This is a genomic window from Hymenobacter sp. IS2118, from assembly GCF_000715495.1.
Taxonomy (GTDB): Bacteria; Bacteroidota; Bacteroidia; order Cytophagales; family Hymenobacteraceae; genus Hymenobacter.
On sequence record NZ_JNLX01000145.1, the window covers coordinates 42,389 to 60,831 of the forward strand.

Consider the following 18,443-nt stretch of genomic DNA (forward strand, 5'->3'; position numbering starts at 1 on the left):
CAAGGGTTCCCCCCAGGCTGCGAACAACAGGCGGGCGCAGGGCAAAACTACGGAAATCCGGGCTATTGGGAACGGCCGCCGGTACAGGCCCAGCCGCGAGCACTCAGAATTTCAACCCAATAACTACACAGCACGCCCGCTTTCCTGGTTATCTCAGCTCCTTACAGCTGCGCCAGGCGGCCGCCGTCCACGGCAAGAGTGGTGCCGTGGATGAAGCTGGCTTCGTGCGAGGCCATGAAAGCAATGGCAGCGGCCAACTCTTCGGGCCGGCCTACGGTAGCTTTGTCAATGACTTCGACGCCGTTCTCCACATTCGGGTTGGTCCAGAGCATGGGGGTGTCCACGGCGCCGGGAGCCACGGCGTTGATGCGAATTTGCCGGTAATCAAGCTCCCGGCTCATGCCGCGTACGAAGGCTTCCATCGCGCCTTTGCTGGTGGCGTAGGGCACCACGCTGGCCGTGGTCTGGTGCGCGTGCACCGAGCTGATGGCCACAATGGCGCTGCCCTTGGGCATGTGCGGCAGGCAAAGCTGCGTAAGCTGCGCCAGGGAGCGCAGGTTCACCTGCATGAGCAGGTCCCATTCGCCCAGGGGCAGGTCCACGAGGGACTCGAAAGTCATCATGGCCGCGTTGCATATCAGTACGTCCACGCGGTGGTATTTCGTCACTACCTTCTTTACCGTGGCGGCAATTGCCTTGGGCTCGGCCAGGTCACAGGCCAGGAAAATGGCTGTGCCCCCGGCTTCGGTAATGGTGGCTACGGTCAGGGCGCCGTCCACGGCGTCGCGGCCCAGCACTACCACGGTAGCGCCTTCGGCGCCCAGCCGCACGCAGGTGGCGCGGCCAATGCCCGACGTTCCGCCCGTTACCAGGCACACTTTATCTGTAAATCGCATTATTAATTCAAAAGGAGGTACTAGTTGGCAGTTGTCAATTTATTATGCATTCTAACAACTGACAACCAGCAACTGCCAACTAAAGAAGTCGGGGCGATGTTTAAATCAAGCCCACCACCGGGGCCTGCATTTTCTCGCAAACCAGCACCACCGGTCGGCCGCGCAGGTCCGTAGTGGCAAAAAGGTACACCTCGCCGCCCTCCCGAATGCCGGTATGGCGCCGGAAGTCGGCCACCGATTCCGGGAAGTTGCGGGTCGTGACGTGCGCCCTGGCCTCGGGTCCCAAGTGCGCCTTTAGCGCGGCCCCGTCGGCTTTTTCCACGGCTTTTACCCGAAAAATGCGTCCCGGAAAGTCAGTCCGCAGCACTTCCGACGTGTAGAGATGGCTGTGCTGATGCAGCTTGAGCAGCTCGAATGCCGTGCCGATGCTGCGGAAGGCCCCGGCCTTGAGCACCGCCGCATTGGGCTCGTACAAATACTGCTGGGCTTCGGCGTAACGAGGCGTGGCGCGGGCTTCGCGGGCGCGGTTGAGGCGAAATTCCTGCTGACTGCCATCGCGGCGCAGGTTCAGGGCGTAGCGTTCGGGGTCCACGGCGGGTTCCTGGCCCAACTCGTAGAGTACTTCCTTCACCTCGTTGTCCACGGCCAGCACCCACAGCCGGCGCACGTGCCCCAGGCCCTGCACGGCGTGCTCGATGTCGAGCATGGGCGAGGTTTTGAGCAGCACCTTGTCGGCCTTGTGCAGCAGCAGCGGCAGCAGCTTCACCACGTCGGGCTCGCAGTCGCGCAGCAGAAAAATCTTGCGGGCCGCGGTGTCGCGCCGGGCTGGGTCGAGGTACAGCCAGTCGTAGTGGTGGGGGGTGCTTTTGAGGAAGGCCAGCGCGTCTTCGGCGTGCACGGCCACATTGGTCACGCCCAACTGGGTCAGATTGTAGCTCACGATTGCTGCCAGCCGGGGGTCGCGCTCCACATAATCGACGTGCGCTACGCGGGCCGCAAAATGCGCCGTGTCGGCCCCGAAGCCACCGGTGAGGTCGGCCAGGCGCTGGCCTTCCACCAGGCTGGCTTTGAAGGCCGCCGTGCGAGCCGACGAGGCCTGCTCGACCGACAGCGTGGGCGGAAAAATCAAATCCGGGTTATCGGCCCATTCGGGCAGCTTGGTGCGGGCCTTCTGGCGGGCCTGAATCTGGCGCACCAGCTCGGGTACGGGCAAACCGGGGTGGCGGCGGGCTTGGAGGGCCAGATGCGCGGGGTCGTCGTGCAAGTGCGCGGCCACATAGCGCCTGGCCGCTTCGGGCAAGGGGTATTCCATCAATAAACCAATACGGGAAAACGGAGAAATTAGCGCACCGTCCAGCGCAAAGCCAGCAGCGGCTGGCCCGTGGGCGCTGCGCCAAGGCCAATAGAAGCAGGTTGCAGTCGCTGCCAAAATGCCCCGCCAGCACCGTTGGGCGACTCGTTGTACATTTTCACGGCGCGCTGCAGGTAGCTGTTGGTGTTGCGATTGATGAACACCGTGGCCAGCACGCTGCTCGCGAATACCCCCAGCGCCATTTTCTGGTTGTTGTTGAAATACTGAGGGTCCCCGTGGGCAAAAATCTGCTGGCCGTACACCCCAAACGAGCCCACCGCCACCAGCCGGTCAATTAGAAAAAGGGTTTTTTGGCGGCGGTAGCGGTCCAGGTTGGCCAGGGCTTGGGGGTTGCCAGCTAGGTAAGGCCGCAGCCGCTGGCCGAAGAAGCCGGCGGTCTGGTACTTATTGCCCTCCGCGCCAGGCGCCAGGAAGTCGAAATTGTGCTGGGCCCCGTTGAAACCGCGCGTGGCATCCTCGGGGCTCAGCCGGATGGTGTTTACATCCTGAGCCAGCGTCGGCAAGAAAATGCCACCGGACAGGGCTACAACAGCAGCAAAGCGTATCTGCCAGGTTAAGAAACGCATACGAGGAGTAAGGTGCATGCTAACAAAGGTATGGCGGATTGCCAGGCCGACTCAGTGGGAATAATAAAATAATTCCGGGCCCCGACTCAACAAACCCACTGCTTTGCACGTTCAGGCCGGGCCGGCTTGGCGTATTCGGGCTGGCAGGTTTCATTTACTAAACGCCTATTTGTTATGAGCACATCCTCCCTTTTTCGCCGCACTTTGCAAGTTCTGCTGCCGGCAACCCTACTATTGACCGCCTGCGGCAAAGACGACAAGCCCGCCGACCCCGCGCCCGATAAAGGCAAGGTGCTGCTTTCGCACGCCGCCGCCGCCGCCAACACCCCGGTAACTGCGTTCATCAACGACCAGCAAGTGGGCCAGCTTAATTTCGGGCAAAGCACCGCTTACCTCAGCACGAATGCGGGCACCCAGGCCTTGCGCATCAACAGCGGCACGCAGTCTGTGGCCACGCAGGTGCTCACCATTGCCAAAGACCAGAACTACACGGTATTTGCCTATTCTCCTGCTGCTACCATCGGCAGCATAGCCCTGCTCCAGGTACCCGATGACCTGACTGCCCCGCCCGCTGGCCAGGTAAAAGTGCGGCTGGTGCATCTGGCCGTGGGCGCCCCCAGTCCGTTGCGTCTCTCCGTGCCCTCACCCATTCCCGGCAGCCTGGGCCCCGACATCACTACGGACGTAGAATTTACGAAAGCTTCGGCCTTTACTAACCTCAATGCCGGTGCTTTCAACCTGAGCGTCACTACCGTCAACACAACGCCCCGCGCGGAGTTGCTGGCCGTGGGCGACGGTACCGGAGCCGGCACGGGCACAAAAACATTTGAAGCCGGAAAAATTTACACCGTGGTGGTGCGCGGCATTTCCGGGGGCGCTGTGCCCGCGGCGCAGCAGCCGCAGGCTATCATTATCCAGCACAATTAAATTGGCGTCATAGCCACATTGTGACCTTCTGCAGAAAACCCGCGTTCACCGACGCGGGTTTTTTCATTTCAGGCTTTTGAACAAAGGCCGTACCTTTGCAGTTGAATCCTGAATACTTCAACTAAACTGCATCACGGTGGAAACCACGACGAAGACGTACGTTCCGTACAAAGTAAAGGACATGAGCCTGGCCGAGTGGGGCCGCAAGGAAATCCGCCTGGCTGAAGCCGAAATGCCCGGCTTGATGAGTCTGCGCGAGGAGTTTGGCGCGGCCCAGCCTTTCAAAGGCGCCCGCATTGCCGGCTGCCTGCACATGACCATCCAAACGGCGGTGCTCATCGAAACCCTCAAGGCGCTGGGTGCCGAGGTAACGTGGTCGTCGTGCAATATCTTCTCGACTCAGGACCACGCCGCTGCGGCCATTGCTGCCGCTGGCATTCCGGTATACGCCTGGAAAGGCATGAACGAGGAGGAATTCAACTGGTGCATCGAGCAGACGCTGTTTTTCGGTGAAGACCGGCAGCCGCTGAACATGATTCTGGACGATGGTGGCGACCTTACCAATATGGTGCTGAACCAGTTCCCCGAGCTGGCTGCTGGCATCAAAGGCGTTTCGGAAGAAACCACGACCGGCGTGCTGCGCCTGTACGAGCGGGTGAAGAATGGCACACTGGCCTTCCCCGCCATCAACGTGAACGACTCGGTAACGAAGTCGAAGTTTGACAACAAATACGGCTGCAAAGAGTCGGCCGTGGACGCTATCCGCCGGGCTACCGACGTGATGATGGCTGGCAAAGTGGCCGTAGTGGCCGGCTACGGCGACGTAGGAAAAGGCACGGCCGCCTCGTTGGCTGGTGCCGGTGCCCGCGTTATCGTGACCGAAATTGACCCCATCTGCGCCCTACAGGCGGCTATGGATGGCTTTGCTGTGAAGAAGCTGGCCAACGCCGTGAAGGAAGCCGACATCGTGGTGACGGCTACCGGTAACTGCGATATCCTCACCGAGACGCACTTCCGCAGCCTGAAGGACAAAGCTATTGTTTGCAACATCGGTCACTTTGACGATGAGATTGACATGGCGTGGCTGAACGGCAACTACGGCCACACCAAAGACACGGTGAAGCCTCAGGTTGACATCTATACCATTGAGGGCAAAGAGGTAATCATTCTGGCCGAAGGCCGTCTGGTGAACCTGGGCTGCGCCACCGGCCACCCATCGTTCGTGATGTCGGCCTCGTTCACCAACCAAGTACTGGCGCAGCTGGAGCTGTGGGAGCGCAACGACCAGTACGAAAACCAGGTGTACACTCTGCCCAAGCATCTGGACGAGAAAGTAGCCCGCCTGCACCTCGCCAAAATTGGCGTGGAGCTGGACGAACTGACCACGCACCAGGCCGACTACATCAAGGTAACGGTAGACGGTCCGTTCAAGTCGGACCTATACCGCTACTAGACCACGGATTGGCGCGAATTTCACGGGTTTCGTGAACGGCGCAGTTCCCTGCTGATTACTGCGTAAAATAAAGAAGGCCACTCCCAGGAGTGGCCTTCTTTTTTGCGTTTGCGGGAGGTAAGCAGTTGAGCAAAAGGAACAGTATTGAATTTGGTCATGCCGAGCGCAGCCGAGGTATCTCGCTCGCTTCGTCCGCACCGTTCGACGAGGCGAGCGAGATGCCTCGGCTGCGCTAGGCATGACAGGCTGGAAAACTAAGGTTGCTGAGGCGCGGCTGCTTGATGCGAAACAGCAGCAACGGCCTCTTGGGCAATTCCCAACGCTGCTCGTACAGCTGGTGCTACTTCTGTTCCGAACAGCTCGACGGACTGCAGCACGCTTTGGTGCGAAATGCCCTCCAGGACCAGCTGGCCCAGGAAGCGCGTGTTTTGAAAGAGGCTGTGCAGGTTCAGCAGCTTTTCGGTGATTTCGGCGGGCGTGCCTACGAACAGCGGACCCTCCGGACCGCGTAGGAAATCGAAATGGCGGCGGTCCATCGGTGACCAGCCGCGCTCGCGGCCAATACGGTTCATGAGCTGCGCGTAGGGCGGGAAAAACGCATCGGCAGCTTGCTGTGAGGTCTCGGCTACGTGAAAGTGGCAGTTGAGGCACAGCGGCAGTTGGGCGGCATCGTGACCGGCCTGCTGCGCCGATTCGCGGTACAGCTCGGCAAACGGGACGTACCGGGCGGGCGCCCCGCCCAGCACGGCAATGGTGAGCGGCAGCCCCAGCTTGCCCGCCCGCACGGCCGATGCGGGTGTGCCCCCAATGCCAATCCAAACGGGGATTTTGGACTGCACCGGGCGCGGGTACACGCCCTGGCCGGCCAGGGCGGCGCGGTGCTTGCCCTGCCACGAAACCACTTCGCTTTCGTTGATTTTGAGCAGCAGCGTCAGCTTTTCGATAAATAGCTCGTCGTAATCATTGAGGTCGTAGCCAAACAGCGGGTACGATTCGATGAACGAACCGCGCCCGGCCAGAATCTCGGCCCGCCCGCCGGAAATCAGGTCCACAGTCGCGAAGTTCTGGAACACGCGCACCGGGTCGGCCGAGCTCAGCACCGTGACGGCACTGGACAGGCGGATGCGCTGCGTGACCGCCGCCACGGCCGCCAGAATGACTTCAGGTGCCGAAATGATGAAATCGGCGCGGTGGTGCTCGCCCAGGGCCAGCACGTCGAGACCGACTTCATCGGCCCGTCGGGCCAGGGCCAGCAGCTCTTGCATGCGTTGAGCAGCGCGGGTGTCGTGGCCCGATACGTGCGCGGGGTCTATTTCACCAAAGGAGCTGATGCCGAGTTGCATAAGGAAGTGGTTGGCGGAAGGCAATTATTTTATCGCCGGCGTCACGCCCATGTTGGCGTAGCAGAAGCTCCAGACGTCGGCCCATTCGGCGATTTGCAGCTGGGTGCTTTTGCCGGCGCCGTGGCCCGCATTCACGTCGATGCGGATGAGGGTGGGGTTGGGGCCGTCGTTGAGGGCTTGCAGGGTGGCGGCAAACTTGAAGGAGTGGGCTGGCACCACCCGGTCGTCGTGGTCGGCGGTGGTAATGAGCGTGGCGGGGTAGCTGGTATCGGGCCGCAGGTTGTGCAGGGGCGAGAATTTCAGCAGGTTGCGGAACTGCGCTTCGTTGTCGGAAGTGCCGTACTCGGGCGCCCAGTTCCAGCCGATGGTGAACTTCTGGTAGCGCAGCATGTCCATGACGCCCACGGCGGGCAGGGCTACTTTGGCCAGGTTGGGCCGCTGGTTCATGGTAGTGCCCACCAGCAGGCCGCCGTTCGAGCCGCCCGCAATGGCGAGGTGGTCGTAATCGGTGTACTTGTTGGCCTTGAGGTACTCGGCAGCGGCGATGAAGTCGTCGAACACGTTTTGCTTGTTGGGCGTCATGCCTGCCTGGTGCCAGGCTTCGCCGTATTCGCCGCCACCGCGCAGGTTGGGGATGGCTAGAATACCGCCGTTTTCGAGCCAGAGCATGCGCGCCACCGAGAATCCCGGCGTGAGCGAGACGTTGAACCCGCCGTAGGCGTAGAGGTAAGTAGGGTTTTTGCCATCGAGCACCAGCCCTTTTTTGTGCACGATGAACATGGGAATCTTCGTGCCGTCCTTGCTGGGGTAAAAAACCTGCGTGGTCACGTAATCCTGCGGGTTTACGTCCACTTTGGGGACCCAGAACACGGTGCTGGTATTGCTAGCCAGGTCGTACTTATAAATCGTAGTGGGGTAGGTGAACGAGGTGAAGGCGTAGTACACCGATTTGGCATCGCGCCGGCCGCCGAAGCCGCTGGCCGTGCCAATGGCCGGTAATTTCAGCTCGTGCTGAAATTCGCCCCGCTCGGAATACACCCGTACCTGGGAGCTGGCATCGTGCAGGTAATCGGCCACGAGACGGCTGCCCACGTGGCTCACGCCCTCCAGCTTGTTTTTGCTTTCGGGCAGCACGTCGTGCCAGTTGGCTTCCTGCGGCTTTTTGGGGTCGATGCGCACCACGCGGTAGTTGGGCGCCTTGTAGTTAGTGAGTACCAATACCTCGCCGCCCACGTTGCCGACGACGGTATTGTTGAATTCGTAGGCGGCCACCAGCGTGGTCCAGGTCGTCGCCTGCTTCGGGTCGGTGAGGTCGCGCACCTGCAGGCGGTTGCCATCCGACCTGCCATCGGTGAGGTAGAGCGTGAGAAACCGCTCGTCTTCGGTGGCGCCGGCAATACGGAAGCCGAGGGCCATTTTAGGGTTTTCGTACACCAGCCGGTCGGCACGCTGCGGCGTGTTTAATTGGTGGAAGTACACCTGATGAAACTCGTTTTTGCCGGCCAGGTTGTTTTCGCCGGTTTTGGGCGCATCGTAGCGGCTGTAATAGAAGCCGTTTTTGGCCCACGACGTCCCCGATACTTTCACCCAATTCAAGGTTTCGGGCAGCAATTGGTTGGTTTTCAGGTCCAGAATCCGCACGTTGTGCCAGTCGGAGCCGCCGCCGCTGGTGGCGTAGGCCAGGTAGCGGTGGTCGTTGCTGAACTCCATGCCAGCCAGCGCCGTGGTGCCGTCTTTCGAGAATTTGTTGGGGTCGAGCAACACCTGCGGCTCCTCGGCGCCACGCTGCCGGTAGAGCACGGCCTGGTTTTGCAGGCCGTCGTTCTTGCTGAATACCAAGTCCTCGCCTACCTGCTCGGGCACGCCGTAGCGCTCGTAGTTCCACATCTCGGTGAGACGCGCCCGGATTTTATCCCGAAACGGAATCTGGCTCAGGTAGCCAAACGTGACTTCGTTCTGGGCCGTGACCCAGGCCTTGGTTTCGGGCGTATCGAGGGCCTCAAGCCAGCGGTAGGGGTCGGGAATGGTGGTGCCGAAGTAGTTGTCGGTAACGGGGGCGCGGCGGGCGGTGGGGTATTTCACAGGGGCAGGAACAAGGACGGCAAGCCCGGTCCGGCGGCTGGGCTCGCCGCGTTCGGGACTCGTCATTTCGGTGAGGGGCTGGTTGCTGGGGAGCGTGTTGCGCTCGGGTTTCGTGGTGGCCCGGCAGGCTGCCAGGGCGGCCACTACGGCCAGCAAAGGAATGGCAGCTTTCATAGGATGAGTAGTAAATGCTGTTACGCAGACCAAACGCTAGCCTCACCCTCTAACCCCCTCTCCAAAAGAGAGGGGGACTAGCTTTAGTTCTAAGAACCTAGTTTCTAGTAGCTAAGGCTAAAAAATGGTTCCCCTCTCCTGGGCTTCGCGCATAAAGCGAACCGGGGGTTAGGGGGTGAGGTTTGCGGGTGCACTGCGTAAGGTCAGATAGTAAGACATCAGTAACAAGTAGTAAGTGCCTATCCGAAAAAGGTAAAAAAAGGAACTGTCATGCCGGGCCATTTGGATAGGCGCTAAGCGCCAGCGAGCACCTCCTGACACTAGTTCTTAATCCAGCTGAACATCGTCGGCTACCGCATTATCCGCACTGGGCGGGGCCGGTTCGTCAACGGGTGCCGTCGCGATGGGTTGCGCGATGGCCGCGGCAATCAGCTCGGGCAAGTTGGCCCGCAGCCACCGCAGCTCCTCGTCCACGCGCTGGCTCACCAGGCGCTCCACCTCGAGGCGTTGGGCAGGGCTGAGCTTATCCGGTGCGGGCGTTGCGGGCGGGGTGGTGGGGTCGGGCGTGGCGGCCAGCACCAGGGCTTCGGCCCGTTTGATGCGGGCCACGGAGTCGGCCACGGCGGCGCTGGTCTCGGCGGCGGCGGCCTGGGCGGCCGTGGCAGCCTGTTTGGCAGTGAGGGTTTCGCGGCGCTGCTGGCGGCGCCAGTGGCCCAGCGTCACGCGCAGCATAATATAAAGCACCAGGCTCAGGATGCCCAGAATCAGGGCCAGCGGCGCGGCAAACTGGTCCAGCAGGCTGCCAGTGCCTGTGGCGGGTCGGGCCGCTGCGCTGGTTTCATCGGTGAGCCCTTCGGCGGCGGCTTGGGCTTCGGCTGCTTCGGCGGGGCCTAGTACGGTGCTGGCGGTGGCCGTGGTATCGGCCGTTTCGGGCGTCATGGCGCTGGGCACGTCGCCGGGCGGGGTGCCCGACACCACGTAATTGGTCAGGGCCATTTCGAGGGCAGCCACGCGGGCCATGCGGTCGGGGTCGCGACGGCGGGCCGGCGAGCTTTTCAGCTTGCTGATAATGGCCCTGGTGAGGGCCATGAGGCGCGCCGGGGTATCTTTTTTGCCCGCGTAAATGCTGCCCCGGCCCTCAATGGGCTGGTAGAGCACGCTGTACACCCGCAGGCTGTCGGGCCGGATGCTGGCGGCCAGCGCGGCAAGGTTGGCGCCTTCGCAGCGCACGGTGCTTTTGAGGTTGGGCCGGCCGGCGTCGTCGTACACGAACCGGGCCGTGGCGCACCAGATTTGCACCTTGGACTCATCAAGGGAAGGCTGGCCGAGGGGCGTCTGGGCGCGGGCGGAGCTGGCGAGGCCCAGCAGCACGGCCGCCAGAAAGAAACGGAGAATCATAAGCAGCGCGATTTTACCGGAAAAGTACGGGCTGGGGCGCTATTTATGGGTGGGGTGCTACGGGCGCGCGCCGCTTTGTGGAGTCGGCGCGACGGCTAGGCCAGCGGCCCAGGGAAGTGACTGGAGCACGAGTGCCTGAGCGCGCAGGCGGGTACAAGCCGACCTTTGTAAAGAAACGCTACTTTATTGACAGAGGCAATTGATTTGGATGCTGGGGTTTAATGACTCACCTCAATGGGGGCTTGCCACTGCTTTCTGCCAAAATCAGCTGTAATCAATCTCCGTGTTGTCCCCGATGTTGAGCGAGTGGTTCATGCCCCGAAACGAGGCGTCGGAACCCACGATGCAGTCGTGCATCACGGCCGAGCGCAGCTCGGAGTAGGTGCCGATGATGGAGTCGCTCAGAATGCAGTTTTTGATGATGGTTTTGTCGCCGATGGCCACGTTGGGGCCGATGATGGAGTGCGAAATCTGGCAGCCGCGCCCAATGCTCACCGGCGGAATAATCACGGCGTCGGGAAACTCGGAGTAGTCGCGCGGCTCCAGAAACTCGGCCGTGTTGAGCAGTCGGGCGTTGGCTTCGAGCAGCGTTTCCTTGCGGCCGCAATCAAACCAGTTGTCCACCGAGGCCGTGGTCATCACCTCGCCTTCCTCAATGAGGTGCATGAGGGCGTCGGTGAGCTGCAGCTCGCCGTGGGTGCGCACGTCGGTGTCGTGCAGCCATTCCAGGGCCTGGGCCAGCTTTTCGGGGTAGGCCAGCTTGTAGAGGCCCACCATGGCGAAGTTCGATTTTGGGATTTTAGGCTTCTCCACCACCTTGCTCACCCGGCCGCCGGCCCCGGTTTCTACCAGCCCGAACAGGCTGGGCGTTTTCACCTCCTTCACGGCCAGCACCGAGCCGGGCGTGGCCAGCAGGGCGGGCAGGTCCACGTCCACAATGGTGTCGCCGAGCAGGATGAGCACGCCGTCGGTGTCGTGGCGGAAGTTTTCGCGGGCCAGCCATAGGGCGTGGCCAATGCCTTCGCGGGGTTCCTGCACCACGAAGGTGGCGTTGAGGGCCGGGTAGTGGCGGCGCACGTAGCGCACGATTTTATCGCCCAGATAGCCCACGATGAACACAAACTCGGTGATGCCAGCGTTGCGCAGCCGGTCGATGATGTGGCCCAGAATGGTGTTTCCGGCCACCGGAACCAGAGTTTTGGGCTGGGTGTGGGTGTGGGGGCGCAGGCGCGAACCAATGCCGGCAACGGGAATAACAGCTTTCATGGGGGTGGTTGGAAGCAGGTGAGTGGGTGCGAAAACGGGCCCAGCTAGGGAGCAAGCTACAACCACTGGGGCCAAGCTGCGTACTTTGCGCCAAACCCGACCTAAACCGGCCCCGCCGCGTCAAGGTTTGGGTCGGCCTGAAAATCACCCCTTCTCAACTTCTTACCCTTTCATTCCCTCACCTCATCATGAAACGCTTCCTTCTTTACTTCGTGGGCCTGGCCCTTTTGCTCACCCAGTCCTCCTGCGGCTTCAACGCCATGACCGAGAAAGAGCAGGCCGTGAAAGGCCAGTGGGCCAACGTGCAAAGTTCTTACCAGCGCCGGGCCGACCTGATTCCCAACCTGGTGAATACCGTGAAGGGCGCCGCCAAGCAGGAGCAGGCCACCCTCACCAGCGTGATGGAGGCCCGTGCTAAAGCCACCAGCGTGCAGATTTCGGCCGACCAGCTCACGCCCGAAAATATCCAGAAATTCCAGGCCGCGCAAAGCCAGCTCTCCTCCGGCCTGGGCCGGCTGCTGGCCGTGTCGGAGAACTACCCGGAGCTGAAAACCAACGCCAACTTCCAGGAGCTGCAGGCTCAGATTGAAGGTACCGAAAACCGCATCAACGTGGAGCGCAACAAGTTCAACACCGTCACCAACGACTACAACGGCACCGTGAAGTCGTTCCCCAACAACCTGTTTGCCAAAATGTACGGCTTTGCCGAGAAGCCTTATTTTGAGGCTGACGCCGCCGCCAGCAAGGCGCCCACGGTTCAGTTTTAAAGGGAGAGATGCAACACCGATAGTCGTCTGTTGTGCCGAGCTTGTCGAAGCATGACGTTCAATCGATTTGTGATATTCAATAGCAGCGAATGAAAAGCTTTCTCACCCCTGAGCAGGACGCGGCGCTGGTGGCAGCCATTCGCCGGGCTGAAGTGCGGACTTCGGGCGAAATTCGGGTGCACTTGGAGGACGTCTGTCCCACGCCCGAGCCCCTGGACCGCGCGGCGCAGGTTTTTGCCGAGCTCAACATGCACAAAACGGCTGCCCGCAACGGCGTGCTGTTTTACCTGGCCTGGGAGAGCCGGCAGTTTGCCGTGATTGGCGATGCAGCCATCAACGCGGCCGTGTCCGATGATTTTTGGGAAACCACCAAAGAAGCGGTGCTAGACCAGTTTCGGCACGGCAAGTACGTGCTGGGCCTGGAGCACGGCATTAATAGGGTGGGCGAACAGCTCAGAAGCTACTTCCCCTACAACGCCCAGACCGACGAGAACGAGCTGGACGATGCCATTTCTTTCGGCGGCCCCAAGCCGTCATCCGACAAATGAGAAATTTTGTGGCTAACGCCCAGCCGTCCACGCTACTTCGCCCGGTAGCTCGCGCCTGGTTTGGGGCAGCCATGCGCTGGTGGCCGCTGCTGCTGGCGCTGCTCTGGCTGCTGCCGGGAGGGTTGGTGGCGGCCCAGGGCCTGCCGCCGCGTCCTAATCCGCCGCGTCTCGTCAACGACCTGGCCAACCTGATGCAGCCCGGCGAAACCGATGCCCTGGAGCGCAAGCTGGTGGCGTATAATGACAGCACCTCGTCGCAGATTGCGGTGGTCATCGTGCCCAGCCTCGGGGGCGAGGAAATAGCTGATTACGCTCAGAAGCTGTACGAAAGCTGGGGCATTGGCCGCAAAGGCAGCAACAACGGTATTCTGGTGCTAGTGGCGCAGCAGGAACGGGTGGCGCGCATCCAAACCGGCTACGGCCTGGAAGGCGCCGTGCCCGACGCCATCGCCAAGCGCATCATCAGCAACACGCTGGTGCCGGCCTTCCGCCAAAACCAGTACTACGCCGGCCTCGACCGGGCCACCGACCAGCTCATTGCCCTCGCTAAAGGCGAGTACAAGGCCGACCCGGCCGATGCCCAACGCCGGGGCCGGCGCGATACGTCTGGTTCGGGTCCGCCCTTCTGGGTTATTATCGGCGTTTTGGTGCTCGTTTTCTTCTTCCTGCGCAAGCGCGGCGGAGGGGGTGGCGGGCGCGGCAACCGCGGCATTGGCGGCGGCTTTATCCCGCCCATCCTCTTCGGCGGCGGCTTTGGTGGCGGCGGTGGCGGCTTCGGCGGTGGTGGCTTTGGTGGCGGCGGCGGGGGCGGTTTCGGTGGCTTCGGCGGCGGCAGCAGCGGCGGCGGTGGCGCTAGCGGCAGCTGGTAGCTGCAAACCGGATATTCGCCAGGTGTTTAAATAGAGAGACTCAAATAGCCCTTCCGGCCACATGGCTGGAAGGGCTATTTGAGTTTTGGGGAAGGGCCAGGTTTCAGCAGGGACCTTTTTTTGTGCGTTAAATGGGCGGTGCCGTAGTTATTTGGCGAGCCGGCTAGAGGAAGAAGTCCAGCGTGAGGGTTGGGAAAACTACCACCCGGCGGCCGGTTACCACCATGTCGCCCGCCTGGTATTCGGCCCGAAAACCGTTGACTGCAAAAATGTTGAGCCCGGTCCGAAAACGGTCGTTGAACCGTAGGTTGGTGCCAAAGCCTGCCCCGAAGTTCAGGTCGGTTACGTTGCCGCTGTCCCCGGCAAGCGCCCAGTGGTAAAGTGAGTACACGGCCCCAACGCCCACTACCGGTTCTACCAGTTTAAAGTTGGTGGGCAGGGAATAGGTCAGGAGCCCGATGCCGGCCCGGCCGTACTCGGCGGCCCGTTCGTAGCCAAACTGCTGAACCCCGGCCAGCTTCACGCCCCAGCGCCGGGCAAAGCGGTAGTCCGACTGAATGCCCACGCCATTGTAAGTGCCCAATACCCCAACAGAAAACCGACGTACCGGGTAGGCCGCAAGGGGAAGCGCTTCCTGCCCCCATGATGGCAGGGCCGCCAAACAGAAAAGAGTTAATAAGCTGCGTTTCACCATTGTGGCTAATTATTCAGGTTTTTATAGGCTCTCCGGCCAAGGGCGGGGCACTCCCAAACATACACTGCTCCGGTTCATTAACTGGCTTCGGCGCGTGTTCCAGCTTTGGGTAAGAACAAGGGTGCGCAGTACGGCGGGCTATTTTGTCAGGACTTACGCCCTCAGCCGCTGGCGCGCGTCTCTGACGCGTGGCTTGCTGGCTTGGCGATTCCAACCGCTGCCGTTCGCCTCCGTCTGGTCTCATTGGCCCCGCGCATCGGAGACGCGAAACCAGGGGGCAACGCGTCGGAGACGCACGCCAGCTACTGGGTGCGTAAGTCTTGTTCGTTTCGGCTTTGTCCTCAATGGTCGCTACGAACCCCAGCCGGAATGGCCACTGAAAGCCGGTTTTCGGCGGGCGGAACCGGGCACGAATACCCGTGATTGTAAGCGCAGGACGGGTTGTAGGCGCGGTTGAAATCCAGCTGCATGACGGTGGTGCCTTTGGGCGGAATGCGCAGGTCCAGGTAGCGCCCGCCGCCGTAGCTGCCGTGGCCGTTGGTGTGGTCGGTGAAGGGCACGAATAGGTAGTCTTCGAGGCCGGGACGCTTGAGCAAATCGGCGCTTTGGTATACGCTCAGGCGCATGGGCTGGCCCTGGAGCACGAAGCGCAGCTCGCCGTATTTGCGGTACAGGGGCCGGCGGTCGGTGCTGGTTTCCATGGCAAAGGGCTGCGAGGTGGAATCCCGCACGAGCTGCGCCGCCACGTAGTAGCCGTAGCGACTGGGGTAGTAGGGCAACGACGTAAACTTCCGCCGCTCTGCCGCCGTCAGCGGCGATTCTTCGGGGTTGCTGAACTCCTTGTTCAGCGTCTGTTGAAACGCAAGTACCGTTTGCTGATGGGCCAGGCTATCGAGGTGGCCGGCCAACCCCTGCGCCTGGCCAGCGCGGCCTGATAAAACCAAAAGCAGAGCAAAAAGAAGCGCGGTTTTCATGCTTCAAAATTACACGCGCCAACGGCTTAGTCCCGGAACGAAGTCCGGCGCGGGAGCCCCGGCTCAACCTTTTGGGCGTGGCCTCAGTATCAGCAGGCATCCGGCCGTGCCAATATTGCCGGCTGCTTCTTTCACCCTTCGCTTCAACTCCATGAACACTTCCCGGCTTACTCTCTTTCTCTTTCTCGGCGTATTGGCTACGGCCCTCACGGGTTGCGATGCCATTGGCACCATTTTCAAAACCGGTTTTTATGGCGGCATCATCGCCGTGGTGGTCGTGGTACTAATCGTATTATGGCTGGTGAACAAAATGCGCAGCCGCACCTAACGTAGCCTTTCGTTAACCACTGCATAAAAAAGCGCGGCCCCGGAATGGGGCCGCGCTTTTTTATGCACTGTGTGCGGCCTTAGGCGGCCTCTTTCTCTTCGGAAATCTTACCGGGCATGGTGCCGATAACGTGGTCCCACAAGGTACTGGACACGCCAAAGGCTACTTCATCCTGCCGGTAGTGGTGCTGGCTGTGGTGCGTCCACCATACTTTCAAAAAGTTCTTGGGGGGCGCGTAGGCATGAATGGCATAGTGCACAAACAGGTACATGGCGTACCCGAACGTGAAGCCCGACAGCAGGCCGAAAGCATAGGAGCCAAAGCTGAAGCGGAAGATGAAAAACAGCAGCGACGCCACAAAAACCGTCACAATGGGCGGCATGGCCAGCCGCGTCTTATCCTTGGGGTACTCGTGGTGCACACCGTGCATGGTGTACTGAAACTTCACGCGGCCTGGCGAAGTAGCCGGAAGGTGGTACAAATACCGGTGCACCGCGTACTCGGCAAACGTGAAAGCCAGCAGGCCCACCAGAAAAAGTCCCAGCGCCGAAATGCCCGACATGAAGCCGCGCGTGAGGCCGTAATACAGGCTGAGCACGGCCGTAACCGCAAAAATTCCCACTGGCAGGGCAATGTGCGTGTGCGACAAACGCTCCAGCAGAGGGTTTTGGAACAGCTGCGCCGAGCCCTTGTGCTTGGGCCGAACGGGAGGCGCGGTAACGGTAGGCGTAGGGCTAGCCTGGGGTTCCTTAGGGGATATTGCTTGCATAGAGGTAACGGACGTTGTACGATAGGAATTGGCAAAATTACGCACCAAGCGGTAGTTCACCGTCTTAGCCCGGAACCAGGCCGATGGCGGCCAGCTGCGCGGTTACCGCGTCGGTAGTGCAGTCGTCGGCCGCGCAACGCAGCCGGGCTTGCTCGTAAAACTGTTTGCGTGTGCTTAGGGTTTCGTGCAGCCATTTTTCGGTGGGGCCACTGGTGGCCAGCAGGGGGCGGCTTTTCGTTTCGGCCGCCGTAGCCAGCCGGGCCGTGAGCAGAGACACCGGCACGTCGAGCCACAGGGTTATGCCGTTGTCATTCAGTACCGTCAGGTTGTGGTGGAAACAGGGTGTGCCGCCGCCCGTGGCCAGCACCAAAGGCCCCGGCCGGGCCACTATTTCCCGCAGCGTATCCGCTTCCAGCTGCCGGAAATGGGCTTCGCCGTGCTCCAGGAAGATAGCCGAAATAACCTGGCTGGCCCGGGCCACAATTTCGGCATCAAGGTCCAGGAAGGGCAGGTTGAAACGAGCGGCCAGGGCGTGGCCCAAGGTAGTTTTGCCCGAGCCCGGCATGCCGATGAGGAAGAGTTTCACGAGAGAGTTAGCTAGGGGGTTAGTTGTCGGTTGTCAGTTATTAACTGATGTTACGCGGCAACTACTTCTACGTTTCGGAAAGGCCCTTTTGCTGCTTCAGCAAAGACTGTTTCCAGGCAACCAGCCAATCCACTGCGTAACATCAGTTATTAATTATCAGTTTTTGGCCAATATGTCGCCTAACAACCAGCAACCAACAACCGACAACTAACAATTCAGCTAAGTTTTACGCGGGGGTCGAGCAGAGCATACAGCACATCGACCGCAATATTTATCAGTACAAAAAGCGCGGCCACAAATAGCGTGGCCCCCATCACCACCGGAAAATCCAGGTTTTCGACGGCCCGCAGCGTCACCGTGCCCAGGCCTTTCCAATTGAAGATGTACTCGATGAAAAAGGCGCCGGCCATGAGCGAAGCCAGCCAGCTCGATACGGCCGTTACCACCGGGTTCAGGGCGTTGCGCAGGGCGTGGTGCAGCACCGTGGCGGTTTGGCTCAGCCCCTTGGCCCGCGCCGTGCGGATGTAGTCCTGGCCCAGTACGTCGAGCATGCTGGAACGCGTGAGCTGGGTGATGATGGCCAGCGGCCGGATGCCCAGCGCCACGGCCGGCAGCAGCAGGTTGCGCAGCACCAGCTGGCGCTGGCCCGTGAAGGGGTCGGTTTCGTAGAGCTGCCCGGTCAGGCTCAGGCCCGTCCAATGGCTCCAATAAAAGCCAAACGTAACGGCAATGACGATGGCCGCCACGAACGAGGGCACCGAAATGCCAAACACCGACGTGGTGACCAGTGTGCGGTCCAGCACCGATTGGGGCCGGAGCGCCGCCGCCACGCCAAAGGCCACGCCACCCAGGCTGGCAATGAGCATGGCGGCCAGGGCCAGCCACATGGTGCCCGGAAAATAATCGAGCAGAATGCGCAGCACGTCTTTATTGCTCTGAAAGGAGCGGCGCAGGTAGGGCGTTTTGAGCACCAGGGCCTGACCGCCCAGCGGCAGCAGGGCCACGCCGCCGTAGCGGGCCCGGCCGGCCGAGTCGCGCGGGTGCAGGCCCAGGGGCGAAATGTCGTTGAGGTAACCGGCTAACCGCGCCGGCAAGGGCTTGTCGAGCCCCAAATCGGCGGTGATGGCGGCTTTGGTGGCTACGTCGGAGCGCTGGCCGGCCAGCAGGGCGGCCGGGTCGCCGGGCAGCACATTAAACAGCAGGAACACCGTGCACGCCACGCCCACCAAAACCAGCAGGCCCTGAGCCAGACGACGGAGAATAAATGCGAGCAAAGGGCTTAACGGTTAATGGTGAGCGGTTCTCAGGACTTGCGCAGTCAGCTGCTGGCGCGCGTCTCCGACGCATGACTTCCTGGCCTGGTGCTTCCAAGCGCCGCCGTTTGCACCGCGCGCCAGCACCGGAGTGCGTAAGTCCTAGTTGAAATATTCC

Annotated in this window: 18 protein-coding genes; 6 read left to right on the top strand and 12 right to left on the bottom strand. The window is 61.2% G+C overall.

Translation table 11 applies throughout. The annotated features are described in order from the left end of the window. Window positions 1–161: 161 nt before the first annotated feature. From GM79_RS13785 to GM79_RS13795, 3 genes are all read right to left on the bottom strand, one after another. Window positions 162–896 carry an SDR family NAD(P)-dependent oxidoreductase gene (locus tag GM79_RS13785; RefSeq protein ID WP_035564810.1) on the bottom strand — a complete coding sequence of 245 codons (735 nt, stop codon included), beginning with the start codon at window positions 894–896 and terminating at the stop codon, window positions 162–164. 100 nt (window positions 897–996) lie between these two features. Then, window positions 997–2,208: a class I SAM-dependent methyltransferase gene (locus tag GM79_RS13790; RefSeq protein WP_035564812.1), complete on the bottom strand. Its 1,212-nt coding sequence runs from the start codon at window positions 2,206–2,208 to the stop codon at window positions 997–999. Window positions 2,209–2,237: 29 nt separating this feature from the next. Beyond that, window positions 2,238–2,834 (bottom strand): hypothetical protein, encoded by a 597-nt coding sequence (locus GM79_RS13795; protein ID WP_035564813.1) that lies wholly within the window; start codon window positions 2,832–2,834, stop codon window positions 2,238–2,240. Window positions 2,835–3,008: 174 nt separating this feature from the next. Between GM79_RS13795 and GM79_RS13800 the strand changes: the two genes are divergently transcribed. Both GM79_RS13800 and ahcY read left to right on the top strand, forming a co-directional pair. Then, on the top strand, window positions 3,009–3,761 hold the full coding sequence (locus GM79_RS13800) for a DUF4397 domain-containing protein (RefSeq protein WP_081867762.1): 753 nt from the start codon (window positions 3,009–3,011) through the stop codon (window positions 3,759–3,761). Between the two features lie 136 nt (window positions 3,762–3,897). After that, window positions 3,898–5,214: an adenosylhomocysteinase gene (gene ahcY, locus GM79_RS13805; RefSeq protein WP_035564816.1), complete on the top strand. Its 1,317-nt coding sequence runs from the start codon at window positions 3,898–3,900 to the stop codon at window positions 5,212–5,214. Between the two features lie 254 nt (window positions 5,215–5,468). Here the strand turns inward: ahcY and GM79_RS13810 are convergent, their stop codons facing one another. From GM79_RS13810 to GM79_RS13825, 4 genes are all read right to left on the bottom strand, one after another. After that, window positions 5,469–6,557 carry an LLM class flavin-dependent oxidoreductase gene (locus tag GM79_RS13810; protein ID WP_035564818.1) on the bottom strand — a complete coding sequence of 363 codons (1,089 nt, stop codon included), beginning with the start codon at window positions 6,555–6,557 and terminating at the stop codon, window positions 5,469–5,471. A 24-nt stretch (window positions 6,558–6,581) separates the two neighbouring features. Further along, entirely contained in the window at window positions 6,582–8,813 is a 2,232-nt protein-coding gene (locus GM79_RS13815; RefSeq protein ID WP_035564820.1) for a prolyl oligopeptidase family serine peptidase, read from the bottom strand. Between the two features lie 327 nt (window positions 8,814–9,140). Beyond that, window positions 9,141–10,211: a hypothetical protein gene (locus tag GM79_RS13820; protein ID WP_035564822.1), complete on the bottom strand. Its 1,071-nt coding sequence runs from the start codon at window positions 10,209–10,211 to the stop codon at window positions 9,141–9,143. Window positions 10,212–10,475: 264 nt separating this feature from the next. Continuing rightward, on the bottom strand, window positions 10,476–11,477 hold the full coding sequence (locus GM79_RS13825; protein ID WP_035564824.1) for a sugar phosphate nucleotidyltransferase: 1,002 nt from the start codon (window positions 11,475–11,477) through the stop codon (window positions 10,476–10,478). A 188-nt stretch (window positions 11,478–11,665) separates the two neighbouring features. Between GM79_RS13825 and GM79_RS13830 the strand changes: the two genes are divergently transcribed. From GM79_RS13830 to GM79_RS13840, 3 genes are all read left to right on the top strand, one after another. Beyond that, window positions 11,666–12,244, top strand: a complete 579-nt coding sequence (locus GM79_RS13830; RefSeq protein ID WP_035564826.1) for a LemA family protein — start codon at window positions 11,666–11,668, stop codon at window positions 12,242–12,244. 89 nt (window positions 12,245–12,333) lie between these two features. Then, entirely contained in the window at window positions 12,334–12,792 is a 459-nt protein-coding gene (locus GM79_RS13835; RefSeq protein WP_035564828.1) for a TPM domain-containing protein, read from the top strand. 8 nt (window positions 12,793–12,800) lie between these two features. Next, window positions 12,801–13,661 (top strand): TPM domain-containing protein, encoded by an 861-nt coding sequence (locus GM79_RS13840; protein WP_316930116.1) that lies wholly within the window; start codon window positions 12,801–12,803, stop codon window positions 13,659–13,661. A 163-nt stretch (window positions 13,662–13,824) separates the two neighbouring features. On the opposite strand, the gene GM79_RS13845 is transcribed toward GM79_RS13840, so the two are convergent. After that, window positions 13,825–14,244 (bottom strand): hypothetical protein, encoded by a 420-nt coding sequence (locus tag GM79_RS13845; RefSeq protein WP_035564832.1) that lies wholly within the window; start codon window positions 14,242–14,244, stop codon window positions 13,825–13,827. A gap of 452 nt (window positions 14,245–14,696) precedes the next feature. Continuing rightward, window positions 14,697–15,329 (bottom strand): DUF1684 domain-containing protein, encoded by a 633-nt coding sequence (locus GM79_RS13850; RefSeq protein ID WP_035564834.1) that lies wholly within the window; start codon window positions 15,327–15,329, stop codon window positions 14,697–14,699. A 151-nt stretch (window positions 15,330–15,480) separates the two neighbouring features. Between GM79_RS13850 and GM79_RS25800 the strand changes: the two genes are divergently transcribed. Continuing rightward, a complete protein-coding gene (locus GM79_RS25800) occupies window positions 15,481–15,657 on the top strand; it encodes a hypothetical protein (RefSeq protein WP_200875610.1) in 177 nt (58 codons plus the stop codon). Between the two features lie 79 nt (window positions 15,658–15,736). Here the strand turns inward: GM79_RS25800 and GM79_RS13855 are convergent, their stop codons facing one another. From GM79_RS13855 to GM79_RS13865, 3 genes are all read right to left on the bottom strand, one after another. Beyond that, window positions 15,737–16,426, bottom strand: coding sequence for a sterol desaturase family protein (locus GM79_RS13855; RefSeq protein WP_081867763.1), 690 nt, complete (start codon window positions 16,424–16,426; stop codon window positions 15,737–15,739). Between the two features lie 64 nt (window positions 16,427–16,490). Further along, window positions 16,491–17,012, bottom strand: a complete 522-nt coding sequence (locus GM79_RS13860; protein ID WP_051718890.1) for a shikimate kinase — start codon at window positions 17,010–17,012, stop codon at window positions 16,491–16,493. A 215-nt stretch (window positions 17,013–17,227) separates the two neighbouring features. Beyond that, a complete protein-coding gene (locus GM79_RS13865; protein ID WP_035564836.1) occupies window positions 17,228–18,286 on the bottom strand; it encodes an ABC transporter permease in 1,059 nt (352 codons plus the stop codon). Between the last annotated feature and the right edge of the window lie 157 nt (window positions 18,287–18,443).